Annotated in this window: 22 protein-coding genes; 12 read left to right on the forward strand and 10 right to left on the reverse strand. The window is 59.4% G+C overall.

All coding sequences use genetic code 11. The annotated features are described in order from the left end of the window. Positions 1-78: 78 nt before the first annotated feature. Positions 79-1251, reverse strand: a complete 1173-nt coding sequence (locus PS14A_RS20295) for an aspartate aminotransferase family protein (protein WP_212617088.1) — start codon at positions 1249-1251, stop codon at positions 79-81. 102 nt (positions 1252-1353) lie between these two features. Here PS14A_RS20295 and PS14A_RS20300 point away from each other — a divergent pair, with 102 nt between their 5' ends. Together PS14A_RS20300 and PS14A_RS20305 are read left to right on the forward strand one after the other, a co-directional pair. Continuing rightward, positions 1354-2280, forward strand: a complete 927-nt coding sequence (locus PS14A_RS20300) for a LysR family transcriptional regulator (protein ID WP_212617089.1) — start codon at positions 1354-1356, stop codon at positions 2278-2280. A 134-nt stretch (positions 2281-2414) separates the two neighbouring features. Next, complete coding sequence (locus PS14A_RS20305; protein ID WP_016773307.1) at positions 2415-3116, forward strand: hypothetical protein; 702 nt, start codon at positions 2415-2417, stop codon at positions 3114-3116. 270 nt (positions 3117-3386) lie between these two features. Here the strand turns inward: PS14A_RS20305 and PS14A_RS20310 are convergent, their stop codons facing one another. Continuing rightward, positions 3387-3878, reverse strand: a complete 492-nt coding sequence (locus PS14A_RS20310) for a RidA family protein (RefSeq protein WP_137214115.1) — start codon at positions 3876-3878, stop codon at positions 3387-3389. A 338-nt stretch (positions 3879-4216) separates the two neighbouring features. Here PS14A_RS20310 and PS14A_RS20315 point away from each other — a divergent pair, with 338 nt between their 5' ends. Next, positions 4217-5401, forward strand: a complete 1185-nt coding sequence (locus PS14A_RS20315; RefSeq protein WP_130911222.1) for an ATP-binding protein — start codon at positions 4217-4219, stop codon at positions 5399-5401. 143 nt (positions 5402-5544) lie between these two features. Here the strand turns inward: PS14A_RS20315 and cyoE are convergent, their stop codons facing one another. From cyoE to hmpA, 7 genes are all read right to left on the reverse strand, one after another. Beyond that, the gene (cyoE, locus tag PS14A_RS20320) at positions 5545-6432 is read right to left on the reverse strand and encodes a heme o synthase (protein WP_016773305.1); all 888 of its coding nucleotides are present in this window, start codon (positions 6430-6432) and stop codon (positions 5545-5547) included. A gap of 10 nt (positions 6433-6442) precedes the next feature. Next, on the reverse strand, positions 6443-6778 hold the full coding sequence (gene cyoD / locus PS14A_RS20325) for a cytochrome o ubiquinol oxidase subunit IV (protein WP_011335842.1): 336 nt from the start codon (positions 6776-6778) through the stop codon (positions 6443-6445). Continuing rightward, on the reverse strand, positions 6778-7401 hold the full coding sequence (gene cyoC / locus PS14A_RS20330; protein ID WP_016773303.1) for a cytochrome o ubiquinol oxidase subunit III: 624 nt from the start codon (positions 7399-7401) through the stop codon (positions 6778-6780). Before cyoC ends, cyoD begins: the two co-directional genes overlap by 1 nt. 3 nt (positions 7402-7404) lie before the next feature. Then, the gene (gene cyoB / locus PS14A_RS20335) at positions 7405-9435 is read right to left on the reverse strand and encodes a cytochrome o ubiquinol oxidase subunit I (protein WP_016773302.1); all 2031 of its coding nucleotides are present in this window, start codon (positions 9433-9435) and stop codon (positions 7405-7407) included. A gap of 3 nt (positions 9436-9438) precedes the next feature. Beyond that, the gene (gene cyoA, locus PS14A_RS20340) at positions 9439-10380 is read right to left on the reverse strand and encodes a ubiquinol oxidase subunit II (RefSeq protein WP_130911219.1); all 942 of its coding nucleotides are present in this window, start codon (positions 10378-10380) and stop codon (positions 9439-9441) included. 827 nt (positions 10381-11207) lie between these two features. Next, positions 11208-11717, reverse strand: a complete 510-nt coding sequence (locus PS14A_RS20345; protein ID WP_016773299.1) for a disulfide bond formation protein B — start codon at positions 11715-11717, stop codon at positions 11208-11210. Between the two features lie 223 nt (positions 11718-11940). Beyond that, positions 11941-13122 carry an NO-inducible flavohemoprotein gene (hmpA, locus tag PS14A_RS20350; RefSeq protein WP_212617090.1) on the reverse strand — a complete coding sequence of 394 codons (1182 nt, stop codon included), beginning with the start codon at positions 13120-13122 and terminating at the stop codon, positions 11941-11943. Between the two features lie 163 nt (positions 13123-13285). Here hmpA and norR point away from each other — a divergent pair, with 163 nt between their 5' ends. The 5 genes from norR to PS14A_RS20375 all read left to right on the forward strand — a co-directional run bounded on the left by norR (position 13286) and on the right by PS14A_RS20375 (position 17910). Next, positions 13286-14848, forward strand: a complete 1563-nt coding sequence (gene norR, locus PS14A_RS20355) for a nitric oxide reductase transcriptional regulator NorR (protein WP_212617091.1) — start codon at positions 13286-13288, stop codon at positions 14846-14848. Positions 14849-15205: 357 nt separating this feature from the next. Then, positions 15206-16108, forward strand: coding sequence for a chemotaxis protein (locus tag PS14A_RS20360; RefSeq protein ID WP_016773296.1), 903 nt, complete (start codon positions 15206-15208; stop codon positions 16106-16108). A 3-nt stretch (positions 16109-16111) separates the two neighbouring features. Further along, positions 16112-16594 carry a GNAT family N-acetyltransferase gene (locus PS14A_RS20365; protein ID WP_212617092.1) on the forward strand — a complete coding sequence of 161 codons (483 nt, stop codon included), beginning with the start codon at positions 16112-16114 and terminating at the stop codon, positions 16592-16594. Between the two features lie 156 nt (positions 16595-16750). Further along, on the forward strand, positions 16751-17077 hold the full coding sequence (locus PS14A_RS20370; RefSeq protein WP_137214122.1) for a hypothetical protein: 327 nt from the start codon (positions 16751-16753) through the stop codon (positions 17075-17077). Between the two features lie 83 nt (positions 17078-17160). After that, the gene (locus tag PS14A_RS20375) at positions 17161-17910 is read left to right on the forward strand and encodes a YkgJ family cysteine cluster protein (protein WP_212617093.1); all 750 of its coding nucleotides are present in this window, start codon (positions 17161-17163) and stop codon (positions 17908-17910) included. A 129-nt stretch (positions 17911-18039) separates the two neighbouring features. Here PS14A_RS20375 and PS14A_RS20380 read toward each other — a convergent pair whose 3' ends face one another. Continuing rightward, positions 18040-18279, reverse strand: coding sequence for a hypothetical protein (locus tag PS14A_RS20380; RefSeq protein WP_016773292.1), 240 nt, complete (start codon positions 18277-18279; stop codon positions 18040-18042). Positions 18280-18699: 420 nt separating this feature from the next. Here PS14A_RS20380 and PS14A_RS20385 point away from each other — a divergent pair, with 420 nt between their 5' ends. The 4 genes from PS14A_RS20385 to PS14A_RS20400 are packed head-to-tail and all read left to right on the forward strand — an operon-like array spanning position 18700 to position 25009. Beyond that, positions 18700-19860 (forward strand): efflux RND transporter periplasmic adaptor subunit, encoded by a 1161-nt coding sequence (locus PS14A_RS20385; protein WP_137214125.1) that lies wholly within the window; start codon positions 18700-18702, stop codon positions 19858-19860. Beyond that, positions 19857-22970 carry a multidrug efflux RND transporter permease subunit gene (locus PS14A_RS20390; protein WP_212617094.1) on the forward strand — a complete coding sequence of 1038 codons (3114 nt, stop codon included), beginning with the start codon at positions 19857-19859 and terminating at the stop codon, positions 22968-22970. Before PS14A_RS20385 ends, PS14A_RS20390 begins: the two co-directional genes overlap by 4 nt. 7 nt (positions 22971-22977) lie before the next feature. Next, positions 22978-23655 carry a heavy metal response regulator transcription factor gene (locus PS14A_RS20395; RefSeq protein WP_016773287.1) on the forward strand — a complete coding sequence of 226 codons (678 nt, stop codon included), beginning with the start codon at positions 22978-22980 and terminating at the stop codon, positions 23653-23655. Next, a complete protein-coding gene (locus tag PS14A_RS20400; protein ID WP_110603077.1) occupies positions 23645-25009 on the forward strand; it encodes a heavy metal sensor histidine kinase in 1365 nt (454 codons plus the stop codon). Before PS14A_RS20395 ends, PS14A_RS20400 begins: the two co-directional genes overlap by 11 nt. The last annotated feature ends 32 nt before the right edge of the window (positions 25010-25041 follow it).

Consider the following 25041-nt stretch of genomic DNA (forward strand, 5'->3'; position numbering starts at 1 on the left):
ATTTCAGTCGACATCTACTGTGAATAGTCGACTGCTTTCGCGAGCAGGCTCGCTCCCACAGGGTTTTGCGCAGACCAATCAATGTGCGTCCAGAGCCCGCCCAACCCCTCTGACAATCATCCCCACCTCGCGCTCATCAATCGTCAGCGGCGGCAGCAACCTGATGGTCTTGCCACGAGTCACGTTGATCAACAAGCCGTGATCCCGCGCGGCGATCAGCGTCAGGTCGCGCACCGGTTGTTTCAGTTCGATACCGATCATCAGGCCCTGCCCCCGGATTGCCAGCACGTTCGGGTTGTCTGCCAATTCGGCGCGCAAGCGTTCCAGCAGCCGTGCGCCCTGCACCCGCGCATTCTCCAGCAGGCCTTGCTCTTCGATGATGTCCAGCACCGTGCAGCCAACCCGACAGGCCAGCGGATTGCCGCCGAAAGTGCTGCCGTGGCTGCCCGGGGTGAACAGGTCGGCCGCGCGGCCACGGGCCAGGCAGGCGCCGATCGGCACGCCATTGCCAAGGCCTTTGGCCAGGGTCATGACGTCGGGAACGATGCCTTCGTGCTGGAAGGCGAACCACTTCCCGGTGCGGCCGATGCCGGTCTGGATTTCATCGAGCATCAGCAGCCACGCGTGGCGATTGCACAGTTCACGCAGCGCTTTGAGATAACCCGGCGGTGCGACTTGTACGCCGCTTTCGCCCTGGATCGGTTCGACCAGAATCGCCACGATGCGCGCGCCGTGTTTGCGCTGTATTTGCTCCAGCGCGGCGAGATCGCCGAACGGCACTTTGACGAAGTCCCCCGGCAGTTCGTTGAAGCCCAGGCGCACCGCCGGGCCATCGCTGGCAGACAGCGTGCCGAGGGTGCGGCCATGAAACGCGTTGGCCATGACCACCACCAGCGGCTGCTCGATGCCTTTGCGCCAGCCGTACAGGCGCGCCAGTTTCAGTGCCGTCTCGTTCGCTTCGGCGCCGGAGTTGTTGAAAAACGCGCGCTCCATCCCCGACAACACAGTCAGCCGCTTGGCCAGTTGTTGTTGCCAATCGATGCTGTACAGGTTGGAGGTGTGCAGCAGCAATCCCGCCTGCTCGCTGATCGCCGAGACAATGCGCGGATGCGAGTGGCCGACATTGGTCACTGCCACGCCGGCAACAGCGTCCAGATATTCGCGCCCCGCCTGATCCCACAGGCGCGTGCCCAGGCCCTTGGTGAAACTCAGGGCCAGTGGTTGGTAGGTGTTCATCAGGGCGGCGGTCATGACGTGAAACTCCATTGCAGGTCGGTGTTTTTGCAGTATGGTTAGCCACCTGAGCTGGATAAACTCGGAAAAACTTCAATCATTTAAAAGCCGAGCTTGATAATGGACTTGTTTCAGTCGATGGGCGTCTACGTCAAAGTGGTGGAAACCGGGAGCATGACGGCCGCCGCTGCGAAGTGCGAAATGTCGACGACGATGGTGGGCAATCATCTGCGCGCGCTGGAGCAACGGCTCGGCGTGCAACTGCTGCAACGCACCACGCGCCGCCAGCGCCTGACCGAATTCGGCAGCGTCTATTATCTACGCTGCCTTGAAGTGCTTGGCCTGGTGGCCGACTCTGAACGCCTTGCCGAACAAGCTTCGGACGAGCCGCGCGGCTTGCTGCGTATCACTGCGCCACTGACCTTCGGCGTCGAACGACTGACCCCGGCCCTCAGCGAATATTCCTTGCTCTATCCGCAAGTGAAGCTCGACGTGGTGCTGACCAACAGCCGCCCGGATCTGCTGGAGAACGGCCTCGATGTCGCATTCCGTTTGGGCAATTTCGACCAATCCAATTTGATCGCCCGCCCCCTGATCGACTACACCCTGACCGTCTGCGCCTCCCCCGAATACATCGCGCGGCGCGGCATGCCGCACACGCCACAGGATTTGCAGCAACACGATTGCCTGTCCTTCGCCTACCCGGCTGGGGATGACTGGCAATCGGTGGAAAAACGCTGGCGTCTCAGCGGCCCGGAAGGTGAAGTCCTCGTTGACGTCAGCGGGCCGATGCTGATCAACAGCTCCGCCGGACTGCATCAAGCGGCGCGCAACGGCATGGGCATCATGATGCTGCCCGATGCGCTGGTAGAGCAGGATCTGCGCGACGGCAAACTGGTCAGGGTAATGACGGACTACCAACCGCCGAGCAGGCCGATGCATCTGTTGTATGCGCAGGATCGCTATCGACTGCCGAAGCTGAGACGGTTTGTCGAGTTTGCGATGCGTACGTGGGGGAAACCCGCTGACGCCATGCTCGGAAAATAACGCACGCCGGGAAAAATCCCGACCACCAGACCGTTGCTCCGTGACAACGCCGCCCCGCTCCCCTAAATTAGTCGGCCTGAAAAAGACCTCGTGCTTTCTCGCCTCAACTCAAGTTAAAAAGTAGTGAAATTTCAATGTCCGATTTCAACACCGCTGAATCCGTAGTCACCCAGTCGTCCAAAGCGGAATACGAAAACTCCATCAATCTTTCACAACACCTGCCACAAGCCAAAATCATCAGCGAGATGGTCCTGGACGCGTTCCAGTCGACCCGCGAAAGCGACCAGATCCGTGAATTGCGTGCGGCGATCCGGCAGGCGCATGACAGCTTTGATGACGACAAGGCGTACGAGCTGATGGGCGAACTCAAGCGCCTGAAAGACGCCGAGGCAGCGGACATCGCCGCGCTGGAAGACCTGAGCAGCAAGTTCTCGATCGGGCGCATTCTGTCTAGCTTCAAGGACGATCCGGCGTTTCAGGAAATCGTTTATGGTCTGGCGCTGAAGGTGCTGAATCAGACCCACCAGGCGATCAGCAACCCGAGCGGCGGCAAGAGCAAGGCCGCCAAAAAGAAAGAAGTGGAAATCTTCACCATCAGCAAGGACGGCGCCAGCGTAACCCTGCCAATGCGCACGCCGCGTTCGCGCCTGAATGTTGATCGTGAGGCACTGGAATTCCTCGGTTTCACCTTCGTGGGTGAAGGCGATGAAGCCGAGCTGGAGAGCGAAACCTTCGTCGATAACGCCGGTACGGAACAGGCGGTGAACCGCAAGAACATCATCACTGCCCTGCAGCAGCAGACGGCGTTTGACGGGTATAGCATCGCGGCGCAGTAATCTGCAAAGCGCTTGCGAAAAAGCCCCGCACTGAGATCCAGGCGGGGCTTTTTGTTGTCCGGCTTGTGATTCGTGAGGAGGCGAAAATCGTCGCCCCTCATCGGAACGCCGCCCGCCCAGCCCTCTCCCGAGGGAGAGGGAGCCGACTTGTGTGATTTTCAAACCTGAGTTCGGCTCGGTATTTCAGGTCGGCGTATATCTTGAGAGCCCCTCAGTCAGTCCCCTCTCCCTCCGGGAGAGGGTTAGGGTGAGGGCAAACCGCTACCCCCCTCAAGCCGAAGGATGCAACGCCGCAATCATGTCCACTTCAATCGCCGCATTCTTCGGCAACTGATACACGCCGATGGTCGTACGTGTATGCCGTCCGGCATCGCCCAGCACATGGCTGAACACATCCGAAGCGCCGTTGGCCACTTCGCTCAGGTCGACAAAGTCAGCAGTCGACTTCACATACACCGTGACCCGCAACAACGCGCGAATCTTGTCCAGCGAACCGACCGCATCGACGATCAGCGCCAGGCAACGCATGGCGCTGATGCTTGCGGCGGCTTGCGCATCCTTGAGGTTCAATTCCAGCCCCACGCGACCGGGATACAGGACCTTGCCATTGACCCGCGGCACCATGCCGCTGATGTACAGCTCATCGTGATGACGGATCAGCGGCGCGTAATTGCCACCGGCGGTGTTCTCGCCATAGATGTCGTAGTTGAGTTCTTTGGCCAGGGCGATAAAGCGCTCATCGCAGGTCATCCGTTCGGTCATTGCGCCCAGCCTTTTTGAGTTAAGCCAATTTGTTTAGCCAGATGAGGGCCGCATCAGACTCACTGGCATGCCGTTGACATATTTGGATCCAAATCTAGGTCTTTTACTTGAACTGCGCAACCAGCCAATACAAAGGCCAGTTTCAAAGCACTTCGGCTCTCCCGCCACACTAATGCCAGTCGGCGGGGCATATCGCTACGATTGTGTCCATCCGATAGCAAACCTAATGTCCTGAAAAGCGACAGACAATCCAACCCGTGGCTAAGCACTTAGCTACTTATTTGCGGTTATAGGTGCTTTCCGCTATAACCATGAATAATTCCGTATGAGATCTAGCTGTGGACAAGAATACCAACCCCTTCAACCCCGGAGCAGGTGTTTCCCCACCCGAATTAGCGGGCCGATCGGAAGTACTCGAAACGGCAGAGACTGCATTGGCTCGCACAAAGCGCGGCAAGCACGCAAAATCCTTGATGATATTGGGCCTACGCGGTGTCGGAAAAACGGTACTTCTGAATCAGATCAAAGATCGAGCTTTGGCATTGGGTTATCTCGCCGAAATGCAGGAGGCCCATGACGGTGCGGAGTTGAAACAGCTCTTGATTCCGGTGTTACGCCGCGTGCTGTTGCGTTTGGATCGAGTGCAGAACACGGTCGAGACGGTCAAAAGAGGGATACGCATACTTCGTAGCTTTATCGGCAATATCACCATCGCGGCGGGCGGGGCCGAAGTTACGCTTGGCGGAGACTCCGAAGCCGGCTATGCCGACAGTGGCAATCTGGAAGATGATCTCCGTGACGTTCTGATAGCAACAGCGGAGGCCGCGAGGGACGCAGGGAAACCAGTCGCCATTTTGATTGATGAATTACAGTATCTTTCCAAAGATGAGCTTGGCGCGCTTATCCGCGGCATCCACGCGGTCAACCAGGCAGCTCTCCCTCTGATTCTTTTTGGCGCGGGTCTTCCACAGCTTGCGGGCCAAGCAGGCGATGCGAAAAGTTATGCGGAGCGACTATTCGAATTTCCTCGTCTGGGCGCTCTCTTAGAGACAGATGCCTGGAAAGCCTTGCGTGATCCTGTTGAAGAAGAAGGCGCCAGTATCTCTGACGACGCATTGCGTGAGATTTTTGAAAAAACCCACGGCTATCCCTATTTTTTGCAGGAGTGGGGCTATACCGCTTGGAACATTGCCAAAGCACCGACCATAACCGAGGCCGATGCGCAGGCAGCGACAGAGGAAAGCATCCGTAAACTTGACGAGTCGTTTTTCAGGGTCCGCTTTGATCGCACCACGCCGGCTGAAAGGGACTACATGCGTTGCCTTGCCGAGTTGGGAGAGGGACCGCAACGCTCTGCTGACGTAGCCAAAGCGCTGGGGCGAAACGCTACGAGCCTGGGCCCCGTACGCGATAGCCTGATCAAAAAGGGCATGATCTACAGTCCCGAGTACGCACTGATAGCATTCACCGTTCCGTTGTTCGATGAATTTATGAGGCGTGTGACTGCCTCACCACTTACATAAACGTCGCATTAGTCACACACCCCTCAAGCCGCCACCACAAGCTGTTGGGCCAAGGAGCAGGCAAATCGGCACACTCCAGGCCAGCCAACAAAAAACCCCGCACATCTCTCAACGTGCGGGGTTTTTCCTGAAGCTTGCGAACCTTACGGCGCGTACGTCAGCAGCAGCTCTGTCGGTACCTTGAAGTCCAGGGACATCATGACGCTCAACGCAGTGATGGTGAAGATCGAGAACACGAACAGCTTGCGTGCCCAGACGGTGTCATCAACTGCCTTGTAGCCGGTCCAGGCCATGTACAGCCAGTACATGCCCATGGCGGCGGCGACGGCGAGGTAGCTCATGCCGGCGTAGCCGCTGAAGGTCAGCATCAAGGTCGCCACGAGGAACGCCAGGATGTAGAGCAGGATGTGCTTCTTCGCCACTTGAATGCCGCGTTTCACTGGCAGTACCGGAATCGATGCGGCCAGGTAATCGTTGAAACGGAAAATCGCGATGGCGTAGGAATGCGGCATCTGCCACAGGCTGAACATCACCAGCAGGGTCAGTGCGGCCATGTCGAAGCTGTTGGTCACGGCAACGTAACCGATCACTGGCGGCATGGCGCCCGACAGACTGCCCACCAGCGTGCCATGAACCGACTTGCGCTTGAGGTACAGGCTGTAGAAGCCGACATAGATGATGAAGCCGATTACTGCGAACAAGGCAGCCAACGGGTTGGCCACCTTGTACAACAAGGCAACGCCGAGAACACCCAGAATGGTCGCGTAAACCAGGGCCAGTTTCAGGGAGATCAGGCCCTGGACCAGCACACGGTTCTTGGTGCGTTCCATCTTCAGGTCGATGTCGCGGTCGATGCAGTTGTTGAACACGCAACCGGAGGCCACGACCAGGGAAGTACCGATCATGGCGGCCAGAAACACCGCCAGATCGACATGCCCTTTCGAGGCCAGGAAGAACCCGCCTGCCACAGAAAGCACGTTACCGAAAATGATCCCCGGTTTGGTGATTTGGATAAAGTGCTTGAGCGACATCGGGTCTACCTCACTTCGCCATCATGTACGTGTGGATGCTGAACATGATCCACAGCGACAGGCCAACCAGCAGCACGATCACGATCGCCGTAAAGACGAATGCGATCACGTTGTTACGTTGTGCAATGGAACGGTCCAGGTGCAGGAAGTAATACAGGTGAACGATCACCTGGATCACTGCGAACAGCAGAACGATTGCCAGCGTCGTCGACTTCGGCAGGGTCGGGTACATCACCAGACCGAACGGAATGACGGTCAGGATTACCGACAGGATGAAGCCGATGGCGTACGACTTGACGCTGCCGTGGCCAGCATCGTGGCTGTCATGGGAGTGTGCATTAGCCATTACAGAGTCCCCATCAGGTAAACAACGGTGAAGACGCAGATCCAGACCACGTCCAGGAAGTGCCAGAACAGGCTCAGGCAGCTCAGACGGGTCTTGTTGGTCGACGTCAGGCCATGCTTGTTGACCTGATACATCATGATGCCCATCCAGATCAGACCGGCCGAAACGTGCAGACCGTGGGTACCGACCAGGGTGAAGAACGCCGACAGGAAGCCCGAACGGCTAGGACCGAAGCCCTCGGAGATCAGCAGGTGGAACTCGTTGATCTCCATGGCGATGAAGCCCGCGCCGAGCAGGAAGGTCATGAACAACCAGCCCAGGACCGCCTGCTTCTTGCCTTTGTACAACGCCAGCATGGCGAAGCCGTAGGTGATCGAACTGAACAACAGCAGAGCGGTTTCGCCCAGCACGTATGGCAGTTCGAAGATGTCGTGGCCCGACGGGCCACCGGCAACGTTGTTTACCAGTACTGCGTACACCGCGAAGATCGACGCAAACAGAATGCAGTCGGTCATCAGGTAGAGCCAGAAACCGTATACGGTCATCTCGCCCGAGTCGTGGTGATGGTCATCGTGCCCATGGTCACCATGGGCGTGTCCAACATTGGTCACTAAGTTCGACATGGTTTAAGCCTGTTCCAACGAGGTTTCAACACGGGTGGCATTGGCCGGGATTTTCCCTGCCGCGACCAGACGCTTGTGCTGCTCGGCTTCGATACGCTCGATCGTTTCAACCGGAACCATATAGCCCTGGTCGTCACGTGCAGCGTGGATCACGAAGTAAACGACGGTGCCCACCAGGCTCGCGATCGCCAGCCACCAGATGTGCCAGATCATCGCGAAACCGAAGACGGTCAACAGCGCGCCCATCACCACGCCAGTGGCGGTGTTGTTCGGCATGTGGATCGGCTCGTACTTGGCCGGACGCTGGTACGCAGTACCGTTTTCCTTGGCTTCGGTGAACGGGTCGATGCAGTCAGCCTTAGGCAGCACAGCGAAGTTGTAGAACGGTGGTGGCGACGAGGTCGACCATTCCAGGGTGTGTGCATTCCACGGGTCACCGTGATCGCAAACGTTCTCTGGCTTGTTGCGGTCACGCACACTGACGTACAGCTGGATCAGCTGGCAGGCGATACCGACAGCGATCATCACCGCACCGAACATGGCAACGTACAGGTACGGTACCCACTCAGGGTTGGTGGTGGCGTTCAGACGACGGGTCATGCCCATGAAGCCCAGTGCATAGAGCGGCATGAACGCGACGAAGAAGCCCGAGATCCAGAACCAGAACGCTGCTTTACCCCAGCCTTCGTGCAGCTTGAAGCCGAACGCTTTCGGGAAGTAGAACGCGAAGCCAGCGATGTAACCGAATACCGCACCGCCGATGATCACGTTGTGGAAGTGCGCGATCACGAACAGGCTGTTGTGCAGCACGAAGTCAGCACCCGGGATGGCCAGCAGTACGCCGGTCATGCCGCCGATGGCGAAGGTCACCATGAAGCCCAGAGTCCACATTACCTGGCTGGTGAAGCGCAGACGGCCCTGGTAGATGGTGAACAGCCAGTTGAACAGCTTCACACCCGTCGGGATGGAAATCAGCATCGTCGCCAGACCGAAGAAGGCGTTGACGCTTGCACCCGAACCCATGGTGAAGAAGTGGTGCAGCCAGACCATGAAGCCCAGTACCGAGATCGCGCCCGAGGCGTAGATCATCGAGTGATGGCCGAACAGTTTCTTGCCGGTGAACGCCGAGATCACTTCCGAGAAGATGCCGAATGCCGGCAGGATCAGGATGTAAACCTCAGGGTGGCCCCAGGCCCAGAACAGGTTGACGTACATCATCGGATTGCCACCAAGTTCATTGGTGAAAATGTGGAAATCCATGTAACGGTCAAGGGTCAGCAGTGCCAGGGTAGCGGTCAGGATCGGGAACGAAGCCACGATCAGAACGTTTGCCCAGGTGCAGGTCCAGGTGAAGATCGGCATGTCCATCAGTTTCATGCCAGGGGTACGCATTTTCAGTACGGTCGCGAGGAAGTTGACCCCGGTTAACGTCGTACCCAATCCGGATAGCTGTAGCGCCCAGATGTAGTAATCCATACCCACGCCAGGACTGTATTGCAGACCCGACAGCGGCGGATACGCAACCCAACCGGTCTTGGCGAATTCACCGATACCCAGCGACAGGTTGATCAGCACAACGCCGGACACCAGCAGCCAGAAGCTCAGGGAGTTCAGGAACGGGAACGCAACGTCACGCGCGCCGATCTGCAGCGGCACTGCAAGGTTCATCAGGCCGGTGAAGAATGGCATCGCCATGAAGATGATCATGATCACACCGTGAGCGGTGAAGATCTGGTCATAGTGTTCAGGTGGCAGGTAGCCAGGCGAACCCTCGGTGGCCATGGCCAGCTGGGTACGCATCATGATCGCGTCGGCAAAGCCGCGCAGCAGCATGACCATGGCGACGATGATGTACATCACGCCGATTTTCTTGTGGTCGACCGAAGTCAGCCACTCGGTCCACAGGTACGTCCACTTCTTGAAGTAAGTGATCGCAGCGAACAGCGCCAGACCGCCGAGGGCGATCATGGCGATGGTCACCATCACGATCGGCTCGTGGAATGGGACTGCTTCCCAACTTAATTTACCAAACATCGTTTACTCCTCTGCCCCGGCAGCTGAATGCGAACCCGCGTCAATATCCGTGGCCGCCACTTCTTTCTCTTTCTTCTCGTGCTTCAGCGGCTTGCCCGGCTTCATACCTTCGTACTTGTCGACGATGATCTGGAACTGGTTCGGCGTGACCGACGAGTAGAGTTCGACTGGGTTGTTCTGGCTCGGTTTGGCCAGGGCCGCGTATTCAGCCTGATCAAGCTGTTTAGGCGACTTCTTGACTTCACTTACCCAGGCGTCGAAATCTTCCTGAGTGGTGGAGATAGCCTTGAATTTCATACCGGTGAAACCGGCACCGCTGTAGTTGGCGGAGATACCGTCCATCTCAGCGTTGCGGTCAGCGATCAGGTGCAGCTTGGTCTGCATGCCCGCCATCGCGTAGATCTGGCCGCCCAGGCCCGGGATGAAGAACGAGTTCATCACGGCATCGGAGGTGATCTTGAAGTTGATTGGCGTGTGCGCCGGGAACACGATCTTGTTGACCGTGGCAATGCCTTGTTCCGGGTAGATGAACAGCCACTTCCAGTCCAGCGCGACGACTTCGATGGTCACCGGCTTGACGTCAGACTCGATCGGACGATACGGGTCCAGCTCGTGAGTCGAGATGTAAGTGATGTAACCCAGGGCGATGATGATCAGCACCGGGATGGTCCATACGGCCACTTCGATCTTGGTCGAGTGCGACCACTTCGGCGTGTAGACGGCGTTCTTGTTCGAAGCGCGGTACTTCCAGGCAAACAGGAAGGTCATGATGATGACCGGCACGACGACCAACAGCATCAGCAGCGTGGCGGTGATGATCAGGTTGCGCTGTTCCAGGCCGACCTGGCCCGTTGGATTGAGCAAGGTCATGTTGCAGCCTCCCAGCAACAACGTGCCGAGCAGCGGCACTAGGCCTAGTAATCTGGGGTACCTGTTTTTACTCATCTCACGACCTCTAAAGCAGCTTGCGCAATGCAGTTGGGTTTTGATCGCCAACACTTCACCCTGCCAAGGGTTGGCATTTTCTTTGGATTGAATAAGGGCCGCCCGTCGCGCGTTACACGCTCGACAAAACCTTGGGACAGCGTTCAGTTCTTATTCGAATTCGTGGTCAAAGGCCTTGTTACAGACCAATTCCATTTGGTGCGGAAAATTGGAAAGGCACCGACACCAGGGTGTCTTGAAAACCTCGCGGCTCGCTCGACACCCGACCTCCTGATCAGTTCCTTGATAAAGGCTGAACAGCGCCGGGAATTCAGTGCGGGCGATTGTAGATAGGTAGCGCCCTATACACCATGTCTTATCCCGAAATAATTTTTATCACTCAGAGCAACAATCCATCGCCATTTTTGCAAAAGTTGCGCAAGTTATCGAAAGCGTTTCTCAATAAAAGCAGCAAAATCCGCCAACGTAACCGCCTCAAATCAGACAGCTCTGCACCCGATCTACAAACGCTGGAGCGGCGCAAAGCCCGATGTTCCAAGGGCTTCGCCCATCTGCCGGCGCCTGTTAAAACTGCCTGCTCTGGTACGTCCGTGCTCAAGCCCGAAAACACTAAAACTGGCCAATGTTTTTATGTAACAGGCGGCCAATCCGCCGCTTCCCGAGTCCCTGCGACAGCCCCTGTGTGACAACATGTCGCACATTTGCCGCACGCTTCATTGCCGTTCGTCACGGTGTTTTCACAAACGCTCTGAAATGCAAAACGCCCCGATTTTCATCAACGAAAATCGGGGCGTTTTGTTTATCGGCAGCTCTGCCGAGAAGTTGACTCAGCGCAGCGCTTTTCGATTACGCGAGGTCAGCAGCGGCACCAGAATCACCACCAGCACGAACGCCACCAGCGCCCATTGCGCCAGCGACAGGCCGAGGATCGGCGGATACGGCGTCGAGCAGAAACCGTCGACCTGGAAGCCCAGCGGGAAGATCTTTGCCAGCGGCAGATCATCGACAATCGGCTGCAGCACATCGACGCCACAGCTCACCGCCGGATAGAACTGCGTATAGACGTGATGCCCGGCCACACCGGCCCCGGCAATCGCACAGATCACTACCAGCGTCTCGAACACGGTGATGCTGCGACGGCTGCGCATGCCCGCACCGATGAAGGCGAACAGGGCGATCAACAACAGTGCATAGCGCTGCAGAATGCACAGCGGGCAAGGTGCTTCGCCGAGCACGACCTGCATGTAAAGTGCGCCGCCGATCAACGCCAGGCAGATGATCCCCAGCAACACCAGATAGCGCCGCTCACGCCCCAACCGCATCGTTTCCTCGCTCATTGCCTTTCCTTTGTAAGTCCATGGTCCAGCCGGCCGGCGGCTGAAATTGTCGCAAGTCTACACCGGGGCAATAAACGATAGAGCGGTTAAGGAATGATTAACCAACATGGCTTTTGCGGCGCGCAGAAGATTCGCGAGCAGGCTCGCTCCCACAATGGATCTGCGTCGAACGCAAATCCGGTGGGAGCGAGCCTGCTCGCGAACGACACAACTCGGTCTCGGATCACTCCAGAGCAGCAGCCGGGCCGAAGAACTCGTAACGGCTCTGTTTCTCCGGCACACCCAACGCTTTCAGATGCCGCTTGATCGCGCCCATGAAACCTTTCGGCCCGAGGAAGTACGCATCGACATCGCGCTGCGCCGGCAGCCACTGGCCGAGCAGTTCTTCGCTGAGCAGGCCGACCTTGTCCGCCGCCGGGCTGACGCCATCCTCTTCGGCGTAGCAATAGAAGCGCTTGAGTTGCGGATGACGCGCCGCCAGCCCATCGACCCAGTCACGGAACGCATGCACGCTGCCATTGCGCGCGCAGTGGATAAAGTGCACCGGACGTTCGGTGGCCAGCGCGGCTTCCAGCATCGCCAGCGTCGGGGTGATACCGACGCCGCCACTGATCAGCACCAGTGGTTTGTCGCTGGCCGCCAAGGTGAATTCGCCCGACGGCGGGAACAGTTGGATGCTCGAGCCGACGTGCAGTTGATCATGCAGATAGTTGGACGCGCGGCCATTCGGTTCACGCTTGACGCTGATGCGGTACTGACCGTTATTGGCCAGTGACGACAGCGAATAGTTGCGACGGATTTCTTCGCCGTCGAGGATCAGCTTCATGCCGATGTACTGACCCGGTTCGGCCGCAAGAATCGGCCCTTTGTCTGCCGGTTCGAAGTAGAACGAGGTGATTTCCGCGCTCTCTTGCACTTTCGCCGCGACGATGAACTCTCGCGCACCGCGCCAGCCGCCGACGGCGTGTTCCTTCTGGTCATAGATCGCGGTTTCCGCGCCGATCAGGATGTCGGCCAGTTGCCCGTACGCAGCGCCCCAGGCACTCATCACCTCAGGCGTGGCGATCTCTTCGCCGAGCACTTCGGAAATGGCGCGCAACAGGCAGGTTCCGACGATCGGGTAGTGCTCTGGCAGAATCTGCAGGGCCACATGCTTGTTGATGATCTTCGCCACCAGATCGCCCAACTGGTCGAGCTGATCGATGTGCCGGGCGTACATCAGCACGCCGTTGGCCAAGGCACGCGGCTGATCGCCACTGGCCTGATGCGCCTGGTTGAACAGCGGCCGCAACTCTGGGTATTCGGAAAGCATCATGCGGTAAAAATGCGTGATCAACGCCTCGCCGCCGCTTTCCAGCAGAGGCACGGTGGATTTGATGATGGCACGATCCTGGACGCTAAGCATAAGGTGACTCCTGCGCTTTCTTGAAAGATTGCATTAGGGATATCAGCTTTCGTGCCAACTAATTAACCCTTTAAATTCAATAGCTTGAAATCTGCGTAGTCATTTCGACACAAATGAACGTATAGTCATCGCGACTACACCTTGTCTCTTTGACTACATAATCATGATCGCCAAATCTCTGCTTACCGCCCTGCTGCCTCTGGTCGCCGACCTGTCCCGCGAACTGCCCGAAGGCGAGCGCTACCGGCGTTTGCTCGAGGCCATGCGCGCTTTGTTGCCCTGCGATGCCGCCGCGTTGTTGCGTCTGGATGGCGAATCATTGGTGCCGCTGGCGGTGGACGGTCTAAGCACCGACACTCTCGGCCGGCGCTTCAAGGTCAGCGAGCACCCGCGTTTTGAAATTCTGCTGGCCGGCGCCGGGCCGACGCGTTTTGCCGCCGACAGCGACTTGCCCGATCCTTACGACGGTTTGGTTGATGGCCTCGACGATCATCTTGAAGTTCACGACTGCCTCGGCTGTCCTTTATTCGTCGATGAAAAACTCTGGGGCCTGATCACCCTCGACGCACTGGACCCGGAGCGTTTCGAGCCGATCGAACTCGACGCCCTGCAAGCCTTCGCCAGCCTCGCCTCGGCCACGGTCAATGCCGCCGAACGCATCGAACGTCTGGCCACCCGCGCCGAAGACGAGCATCAGCGCGCCGAGGTCTACCGTCAGGCCAGCGGCCAGCAGAACCGCGAAATGATCGGCCAGAGCAAAGCGCACAAACGTCTAGTGGAAGAAATCAATCTGGTCGGCGGCAGTGATCTGACTGTTCTGATCACCGGCGAAACCGGCGTCGGCAAAGAGCTGGTAGCCCAAGCGATCCACGCCGCCTCCGCGCGCGCCGACAAACCGATCATCAGCCTCAACTGCGCCGCCCTCCCCGACACGCTGGTGGAAAGCGAACTGTTCGGCCACGTGCGCGGCGCCTTCACCGGCGCCACCAGCGACCGGCGTGGCAAGTTCGAGCTGGCCAATGGCGGCACGCTGTTTCTCGATGAAGTCGGCGAGCTGTCGCTGACAGTCCAGGCGAAGTTGCTGCGCGTATTGCAGAGCGGTCAATTGCAGCGCCTGGGCTCGGACAAGGAGCACCAGGTCGACGTGCGTCTGATTGCCGCGACCAATCGCGATCTGGCCGAAGAAGTGCGCAGCGGTCGCTACCGTGCCGACTTCTATCACCGTTTGAGCGTGTATCCGCTGCGAGTGCCGGCGCTGCGTGATCGCGGGCGCGACGTGTTGCTGCTCAGTGGTTTCTTTCTCGAGCAGAACCGCTCGCGCATGGGCCTCAATAGCCTGCGCTTGAACAGTGATGCTCAGGAAGCGCTGCTGGCCTACACCTGGCCGGGGAATGTCCGGGAGCTGGAGCATTTGATCGGGCGCAGTGCGCTGAAGGCGTTGGGCAATTGCAAGGTCAGGCCGAAGATTTTGAGTCTGAGCGCGGCGGATCTGGATCTGCCCCGTGAGGTTGTGGATAACGTGGTTGCGCCTTCTAATGCAGACTTGGCCAATACCATGCCGATGATCGGTGGTGATTTGCGCAGTGCCACCGATGAGTTTCAGCGGCGCCTGATCAGCGCAGCGCTGGAGCGTCATCAGGATAACTGGGCGAGTGCGGCGCGGGAGTTGGGGGTGGATCGGGCGAATCTGGGGCGGATGGCCAAGCGTTTGGGGATGAAAGATTGATAGATGACGGCCAAGAGCCAAATGCCCCTCACCCCAGCCCTCTCCCAAAGGGAGAGGGAGCCGATTGGGGGATATTGGAGAACTCCGTCGACCTGAACGTGATTTTCCGAATCCATAACGTGACCGGCTCCTGTGCGCTAGTCGATTCAAGCTCTTCGAATCCATAATCGACTCGTTTTTTCAGGTCGATGTATGACGCGCGACACCTCGGTCGGCCCCCCTCTACCTCCGGGAGAGGGCTGGGGTGAGGGGCTTTTGATCTGTGACGACAAACTAAAGCCCACCCCATTCAAGCCGATAACCCGGCATCAAAGGTTTCTGGCGATTTCCACTCTCGCCCATCCACAGAAGGTTCTTATGTCCTCCACCAAAGCCCGCGCAGATTCACTTTCGCTTCTGCTGTTTACCTTGCGCAGCGGCAAGCTGATGGCGATCAACCTGCTGAAAGTCAGCGAAATCATCCCCTGCCCGCCGCTGACCAAGCTGCCGGAGTCGCACCCGCACGTCAAAGGCATCGCCTCCCTGCGCGGCGCCTCGCTGTCGGTGATCGACCTCAGCCGCGCGATCGGTGAGCGGCCGCTGGAGGATCCCAACGGTGGCTGCCTGATCGTCACCGATGTCAGCCGTTCCAAGCAGGGTCTGCATGTGCAGGCGGTGAGCAAGATCGTCCATTGCCTGACCACCGACATCAAGCCGCCACCGTTCGGCTCCGGCGGCTCGCGCGCCTACATCACCGGCGTGACCTCGGTGGACGGCACGCTGGTGCAGGTGCTGGACATCGAAAAAGTCATCCACAGCATCGCCCCGGCGCAGATTGAAATGGCGCCGACCGACCTGACCATGGAAGACGCCGAAGTGCTCGGCAACGCGCGCATTCTGGTAGTCGATGACAGCCAGGTGGCGCTGCAGCAATCGGTGCACACCCTGCGCAACCTCGGCCTGCAATGCCACACCGCGCGCAGTGCCAAGGAGGCCATCGACTGCCTGCTCGACCTGCAAGGCACCGCGCAGCAGATCAACCTGATCGTCTCCGACATCGAGATGTCGGAAATGGACGGCTACGCCTTCACCCGCACCCTGCGCGAGACCCCGGACTTTGCGCACTTGTACGTCTTGCTGCACACCTCCCTCGACAGCGCGATGAACAGTGAAAAGGCGCGGCTGGCCGGTGCCAATGCGGTGCTGACCAAGTTCTCCTCGCCGGAGCTGACCCAACGCCTGATCGAAGCGGCCAAGCACGTCGCGGCCAACGGGCACTGAGTCTTGACCGAGACGTTTTGCTTTCTGCTGCGGCGCGACTTGAGTGAAGCGGTGCCGGATGCGCAGTGGCCGGACGGGGTTGAGCTGTCCGTCTACCGCGAGGAGCTGGCGCCGGCGGTGCATCAGTTGATGCAGCTTGGACATCTGAAAGGTGGCGGTCGAGCGCCGTCACTGGACGATTGGCGTCAGCGCTTTGCCAGCGACCCTGAATACGACCCTGCGTTGTGTTTCATTGCCTGCGATGCCGAGGGCGTGGTGGGCGTGGCGCAGTGCTGGACCAGTGCGTATATCAAGAATCTGGTGGTGCACCCGCGAATGCAGGGTCGGGGGCTTGGGCGGGTGTTGTTGCTGCATGCCTTTAGCGTCTTTCAACAGCGCCGCGAGGGCTTTGTCGATTTGCGGGTTCTGGAGGACAACCTGCGGGCGCGGCGGTTGTATGAGAGTGTCGGGATGGTTGTGGTCCGCCGGGAATTGGTGCCGGACTGATTAAAGTCAAAAGATCGCAGCCTTCGGCACCTCCTACAGGAGGGCGCAGATCCATGAAGGAGCCGCCGAAGGCTGCGATCTTTTAGCGGTGCCCCAGGCAACAAAACTCTTCAGGCAGACTCCAACCTTGGCCACCCACGACCAAGGACGCCCAATTTGAAAATCCTCACCGCAATCCTGCTCAGCCTCACCGCCCTGGCCTCCCAGGCCCACGCCTCCAGCCCCGACGCCTGGGCCGCCTACGACAAGACCGTGCTCGCCAGTTGCACCAAGGCCAGCGGTCTGAAAAACGTCAAACCGGTCGGCACACCTGCGCAATTCGATGACCGCGTCGGTTACACCGCCGTTCTGCTGCAAGGCCAATACCCGCAAAAACACATGAAAGGCCAGCAAGGCAGCGAGCTGTGTCTGTACAACAAACAGTCGAAAACCGCGTACGTCACCGAGTGGGATTCGATTCGCCCGACCGCCAACCCCCAGTGAATGGCGCACTACTTGCTTCGACCCGGCCCTGTGCGGTGGTTTTCCGCCACCGTTTCACACCCTGATTGAAGACAGATCGCTCAATGAATACGACGTTTTCCTGCGTAGGTTGCGGCAAATGCTGCACCGACCACCATGTCCCGCTGACGCTCGCCGAAGCCCGCATGTGGGCGGCCGATGGCGGTCAGGTGATCGTGTTGGTCGAGGCGTTTCTCGGCAATGGCCTGGGCCTGCCGCCGCAGCAGCGCGAACATGCCGAGCGCCGTTCGACAGTGGTCCGCAGTGGCACTGCCGATGTTCACGTGGCGATCACCTTTGCCGCTTACAACGTCGGCCCCTGCCGGAATCTTGACGACGACAAGCGCTGCCGGATCTACGAGCGTCGCCCGCTGGTGTGCCGGATTTACCCGGCGGAAATCAATCCGCACATCCCGCTCAATCCTGCTGCCAAAGATTGTCCGCCAGAGTCCTGGGAACAGGGGCCGGAGCTGATTGTGGGCGGCGAGTTGGTTGATCGGGAACTGCTGGAGTTGATTCAGCGTTCGCGTCAGGCGGATCGGGATGACATCAGACTCAAGGATGCGATCTGCGCAACGTTGGGGATTCGCACCACGGCGCTCAAGGGCGACGGGTTCACCGCGTACTTGCCGAACATGGATGCCTTTGCGGCAGTGATCGACCAAGTGAGCGCGCAACCGCTGGCGGCGCGAACCAGTGAATGGCTGTTTCATTTGTCTGGCGATGACGTTGCCGGACAGGTACTGGCTGCGGGTGGGCAGGTGGTGACGGAACCGGCGCAGACTTATGCGTTCATTTCATTGCGCGCGGCTTGATCTGACATTTGTGGTGTAGCGGCTGTCGCCTTCGCGAGCAGGCTCGCTCCCACATTGGATCTGCGCCAAACACAAAACCTGTGGGAGCGAGCCTGCTCGCGAAGAGGCCAGCACCATCACTTTCCGATGTCAGCGCTTGCCCATCGACCGACGCGTACCCGGCGGCGCCATGCCCGGGGTTTTGGTGTGGCCATTCTTCGCGCCATTCTTGTACCACGGCTGATTCGAGCCTTTCGCCGAGGCAAGCTCGCCCGGCTTGAACGGGAACTTGAACGCCGGGATCTCGGCCTTGGTTTCGCTGGCATCAGCCACTTCAGCCGGGACGTCGCTCACAGCGTCGTCAACCGGCGGTTGGGTCGGGGAAGTCATAAAAGCTCCGGGAACAAAAAGTCGGCCCGATCAGAGAGCCGCAAAGGCGCGCAGTATACCTGTGCGCTCTGGCTCGGCATCTGAAGATTTGCACCGTGCGCTGAACGGTTTTCCCCTCACCCTAACCCTCTCCCTGGGGAGGGTTAGGGTGAGGTTTTTACTCGAGGTTCGCCGACATGGGATACCGAGTCGAACTCAGGTTCGAAAAGCCCACAAATCGGCTCCCTCTCCTTGGGGAGAGGGCTGGGCGGGCGGCGTTCCGATGAGGGGCGAATCCAACACAAGACCATCGCCGCACACTGCTACTCCCCAGCTATCCAAACGAAACTGACAATCCTGACAGCCAGCCGTCACCCTGCCGACCGCCTGACCGGTTTATAACTGGTCAATCTGCCCAAACTCCAGACTTCGGCGCCGCGCATGTCCATCCAGAAAAACAAAATCCTGCTGGCCACTTTCCTCATTCTGCTGGCAGCCGCCGGCCTGTGGTTCGCGTTGAAACCGGCGCCGGCCAAACTGGCTACACCGACTGCCATCCCGGTGCGGGTGGTGACGGTCAGCGCCAAAGACGTGCCGCGTTACACCAGCGGCATCGGCTCGGTGCTGTCGCTGCACAGCGTGGTGGTGCGCCCGCAGATCGACGGCATTCTGACGAAGATCCTGGTCAAGGAAGGTCAACTGGTCAAAGCAGGCGACCTGCTCGCCACCATCGACGACCGCTCGATCCGCGCCAGCCTCGACCAGGCCCGGGCGCAGTTGGGCGAGAGTCAGGCGCAGTTGCAGGTCGCGCTGGTCAATCTCAAGCGCTACAAACTGCTCAGCGTCGACGACGGCGTGTCGAAGCAGACCTTCGATCAGCAACAGGCACTGGTCAACCAGCTCAAAGCCACGGCACAAGGCAATCAGGCCTCGATTGATGCAGCGCAAGTGCAACTGTCCTACACGCAGATTCGCTCCCCGGTCACCGGGCGCGTCGGTATTCGTACGGTCGATGAAGGCAACTTCCTGCGCATGACCGACACCCAAGGCCTGTTCACCGTCACGCAGATCGACCCGATCGCCGTCGAGTTCTCCCTGCCGCAGCAGATGCTGCCGACCCTGCAGAGCCTGATCAGCGATCCGCAACGCGCCCCGGTCAAGGCGTACATCGGAGCCGATACTGATGGCGAAACCGGCAATCTGCTCGGCGAAGGTCAGCTGACCCTGATCGACAATCAGATCAACGCCAACACTGGCACCATCCGCGCCAAGGCCGAATTCGCCAATGCCAGCCAGAAGCTCTGGCCGGGTTTGCTGGTGACGGTAAAAATTCAGACGGCTGTGGATAAAGATGCGCTGGTGGTTCCGCCCACCGTCGTACAGCGTGGCCTCGAACAACACTTTGTTTACCGCGTGAAGGACGACAAGGTCGAGGCGGTGCCGGTGCAAATGGTTTATCAGGGCAGCGGCCAGGACATCATCAAAGGTGTCAACGCTGGTGACGTGCTGGTGACCGACGGGCAGTCGCGACTCAAACCGGGCTCGAGCGTGCAAGTCATGAGCGAGCCAGCGCAAGTGGTGCAGGCGGAGCCCAAGCCATGAACTCGCACAAGGGCATCTCGACCTGGTGCATCGATCACCCGGTGGCGACGATTTTGCTGACGTTCGCTTTGGTACTGGTCGGCGTAATTGCCTTCCCGCGCTTGCCGATTGCGCCACTGCCGGAAGCGGAGTTTCCTACGATCCAGGTCTCGGCACAGTTGCCCGGCGCCAGCCCGGACACCATGGCTTCCTCAGTGGCGACGCCGCTGGAGGTGCAATTCAGCGCCATCCCCGGCATGACCCAGATGACCTCCAGCAGCGCGCTGGGCTCAACCCTGCTGACCCTGCAATTTACCCTCGATAAAAGCATCGACACCGCCGCCCAGGAAGTACAGGCGGCGATCAACACCGCCGCCGGCAAGTTGCCCAAAGACATGCCGACGCTGCCCACATGGAAGAAGGTCAACCCGGCCGACAGCCCGGTGCTGATCCTCAGTGTCAGCTCGACACAGATGCCCGGCACCGAGCTCAGCGACCTGGTGGAAACCCTTCTCTCGCGTCAGATCAGCCAGATCGACGGCGTCGGCCAGATCAACATCACCGGTCAGCAACGCCCGGCGATTCGCGTGCAGGCTTCGGCGGACAAACTCGCGGCGATTGGCCTGACCCTCGCCGATATCAGACTGGCGATCCAGCAGACCAGCCTTAATCTGGCTAAAGGTGCGCTGTACGGCGAATCAAGCATCTCCACGCTCTCGACCAACGATCAGTTGTTCCACCCCGAGGACTACAGCGAGCTCATCGTTTCCTACAAGGATGGCGCCCCGGTTCACCTGCGCGATGTCGCCAAAGTCGTCAACGGTGCGGAAGATGCCTACGTGCAGGCCTGGGCCGGAGATCGCCCCGGTGTGAATCTGGTGATTTTCCGCCAGCCCGGCGCCAACATCGTTGAAACCGTCGACCGCATTCAAGCCGCCCTGCCCGGCCTCGAAGCGATGCTGCCGGCCTCGGTGCAGGTGAAAACCCTGATCGACCGCACGCAGACCATTCGCGCCTCGCTGCATGAAGTCGAGATCACCTTGCTGATCGCGATCCTGCTGGTGGTCGCGGTGATGGCGCTGTTCCTGCGCCAGTTGTCGGCGACGCTGATTGTCTCGGCGGTGCTCGGCGTCTCGCTGATCGCCAGTTTCGCCCTGATGTACATCCTTGGCTTCAGCCTGAACAACCTGACGCTGGTGGCGATCGTCGTCGCGGTCGGCTTCGTCGTGGACGATGCGATCGTGGTGGTGGAAAACATCCATCGCCATCTCGAGGCCGGCGATGACATGCGCGAGGCGGCGATCAAGGGGGCCGGCGAGATTGGCTTCACCGTCGTTTCGATCAGTTTCTCACTGGTGGCGGCGTTCATTCCGCTGCTGTTCATGGGCGGTGTGGTCGGGCGGCTGTTCAAGGAATTCGCCCTGACCGCAACCTCGACCATCATGATTTCCGTGGTGGTCTCGCTGACGCTGGCGCCAACCCTTGCCGCGCTGTTTATGCGTAAGCCGGAACATCACGCCAATGCCAAACCCGGCTTCAGCGAACGCCTGCTCGGCTGGTACGAAAAAGGCCTGCGTCGCGCTCTCGACCATCAGAAACTGATGATCGGCGTGTTCGGGCTTTCGCTGGCGTTGGCGATCGCCGGGTACATTTTCATTCCCAAGGGGTTCTTCCCGGTGCAGGACACCGGTTTTGTCCTCGGCACCACTGAAGCCGCTGCGGATATTTCCTACGGCGATATGGTGAAAAAACACTTGGCCATGGCCGAAATCGTCGCGGCCGATCCGGCGGTGCAGGCGTTTTCTCATTCGGTCGGGGTTTCCGGCAGCAACCAGACTATCGCCAACGGGCGCTTCTGGATCGCCCTGAAAAAACGTGGCGATCGCGATGTCAGCGCCAGCCAGTTCATTGATCGCATCCGCCCGCAACTGATGAAAGTCCCCGGCATCGTCCTGTATCTGCGCGCCGGGCAGGACATCAACCTCAGCTCCGGCCCCAGCCGTGCGCAGTACCAATACGTACTCAAGAGCAATGACGGCGCGACCCTCGCCACCTGGACCCAGCGCCTGACCGAAAAACTGCGCAGCAATCCGGCATTCCGCGACATTTCCAACGACCTGCAACTGGGCGGCAGCATCACCCATATCAGCATCGACCGCAGCGCCGCCGCGCGTTTCGGCCTGACCGCCAGCGATGTCGACGAGGCGCTGTACGATGCGTTCGGCCAACGGCAGATCAATGAATTCCAGACCCAGGTCAATCAGTACAACGTGATTCTGGAACTGGATACCAAACAACGCGGCAAGGCCGAGAGCCTCAACTATTTCTACCTGCGCTCACCACTCAGTGGGGAAATGGTTCCGCTGTCGGCGCTGGCAAGGTTTGACGCGCCAACCATCGGCCCGCTGTCGATTGCCCATGACGGCATGTTCCCCGCCGCCAACATGTCATTCAACCTCGCCCCCGGCGTGGCATTGGGCGATGCGGTGATTCAGCTCAACCAGGCCAAGGCCGAGATCGGCATGCCCACCGCGATCAGCGGCAATTTCCAGGGTGCGGCGCAGGCGTTCCAGAGTTCGCTGGCCAGCCAGCCGTGGCTGATTCTGGCGGCGCTGGTGGCGGTGTACATCATTCTCGGCGTGCTTTATGAAAGCTTCGTGCATCCGCTGACGATCATTTCGACCCTGCCGGCGGCAGGCCTCGGCGCGGTGATCATGCTGTGGATCTGCGGCCAGGACTTTTCGATCATGGCGTTGATCGGCCTGGTGCTGCTGATCGGCATCGTCAAGAAGAACGGCATCCTGATGATCGACTTCGCGCTCGAGGCGCAGCGCCAGCGCGGACTGTCGCCGCAGGAGGCGATTTTCGAAGCGTGCATCACGCGGTTCCGGCCGATCATCATGACCACCCTCGCCGCGCTGCTCGGCGCATTGCCGCTGATGCTCGGCTACGGCACCGGCGCCGAATTGCGCCAGCCGCTGGGGATTGCCGTAGTCGGCGGTTTGCTGGTCAGCCAGATGCTGACGCTGTTCACCACGCCGGTCATATACTTATGGCTCGAGCGGCTGTTTCACCGGCACTCACACCCACTAGCCCCAACGCCCGCAACGGCACTGGCGACCACAGACTGAGGCGGTCATGCGCGTTCTGATTATCGAAGACGAAGAAAAAACCGCGGACTATCTGCACCGTGGCCTGACCGAACAGGGCTACACCGTCGACCTTGCCCGCGACGGTGTCGAAGGCCTGCATCTGGCGCTGGAATGCGACTACGCGGTGATCGTCCTCGACGTGATGTTGCCGGGGCTCGACGGCTTCGGCGTACTGCGCGCGTTGCGTGCGCGCAAGCAGACCCCGGTGATCATGCTCACCGCCCGCGAGCGCGTCGAAGATCGCATCAAGGGCCTGCGCGACGGCGCCGACGATTACCTCGGCAAACCGTTTTCCTTTCTCGAACTGGTTGCCCGCCTGCAAGCCCTGACCCGCCGTAGCGGCGGCCACGAACCGGTGCAAGTGACCATCGCCGACCTGTGGATCGACCTGATCAGCCGCAAAGCCACCCGCGCCGGCACGCGCCTGGATCTGACCGCGAAAGAGTTTTCCCTGCTCAGCGTGCTCGCCCGTCGCCAGGGCGAAATCCTTTCGAAGACCGCTATCGCCGAAATGGTCTGGGACATCAATTTCGACAGTGACGCCAACGTCGTCGAAGTCGCGATCAAACGCCTGCGCGCCAAGCTCGACGGGCCGTTCAACGAAAAACTGCTGCACACCATTCGCGGTATGGGCTATGTGCTGGAGAGCCGTGGTGTCCAGTAACTCGATTGCATTGCGCCTCAGCGGCATGTTCACGCTGGTGGCGCTGGTGGTGTTTCTGTTGATTGGCGGCGCGCTGTATCAGCAGGTCGACAAAGGTCTGGGTTTGTTGCCCGAAGCCGAGCTGGATGCGCGTTACAGCGTGCTCGAATCCACCGTTGGCCGTTACGGCACGCCGGAGCATTGGGTGAAGATCAACAACAAGCTCAAACTGCTCGGTGAGGAAGACAAGCGCATCAGTTTCTGGATCAGCAGCGGTGATCCGCGCTACGAATACGGCAACCTTACGCCGCAGATTCGTGCCGCCATCAATGGCCCGTTGGGCATGCATGATCTGCAACTGCCCGATCAGCCCTACCCGCTGAAAGTGCTGGTCAGTCAGTTCCCCGCCAAGGATCAGCGCCCGCCGCTGCGTTTCATGATCGGCATCGACACCGAGACGCTGCATCAGACCCAGCATCACTTGCTCATCGCCCTGATCAGTCTGGCGATTGTCGGGGTGCTGCTGGCCTCTGCATTGGGCTATTGGGTCGCAAGAATCGGTCTGAAGCCGTTGATCAAACTATCGCAGGAAGCCCAGCGTCTGGCACCACCGCTGCGCGCCGGACGCTTGCGCCTGTCGCCGCTGCCGCCGGAACTGGAACAGTTTGTCGAGTCGTTCAACTCGACCCTGGAACGGGTCGAATTGGCCTATTCGCGGCTGGAATCGTTCAACGCCGACGTCGCCCATGAACTGCGTTCGCCGCTGACCAACCTGATCGGCCAGACCCAGGTCGCGCTGACTCGCGGGCGCTCCGCCGAACACTATTTCGAAGTGCTGCAATCCAATCTCGAAGAACTGGAACGGCTGCGCTCGATCATCAACGACATGCTGTTTCTGGCCAGCGCCGATCAGGGCAACAAGGCGACCAAACTGACCTCGACGTCATTGGCTGATGAGGTGGCGACGACGCTGGACTATCTGGATTTCATTCTTGAAGACGCGCAGGTTGAAGTGCAGGTCAGCGGCGATGCGCAAGTGCAGATCGAGGTCGCGCATCTGCGCCGGGCGCTGATCAATTTGCTCAGCAATGCGGTGCAGCACACCGAACCGGGTCAAGTGATCGAAGTGCGCATCGAAGTTGAAGAACATCAGGTGAGCATTGGCGTGGCCAATCCCGGGACGCCGATTGCCAGCGAGCATCTGCCGAGGTTGTTCGAACGGTTTTATCGGGTCGATGCCTCGCGTAGCAACAGCGGCAATAACCACGGCCTGGGGCTGGCCATCGTCAAGGCGATTGCGCTGATGCATGGCGGGGATGTGTTTGTGCGCAGTGACCGGGGCATGAACACCTTCGGCATTCACCTTCCGGTCTGAAAAGATCAAAAGATCGCAGCCTTCGGCAGCTC

This window comes from Pseudomonas sp. 14A, assembly GCF_018132745.1.
Taxonomy (GTDB): domain Bacteria; phylum Pseudomonadota; class Gammaproteobacteria; order Pseudomonadales; family Pseudomonadaceae; genus Aquipseudomonas; species Aquipseudomonas mercuritolerans.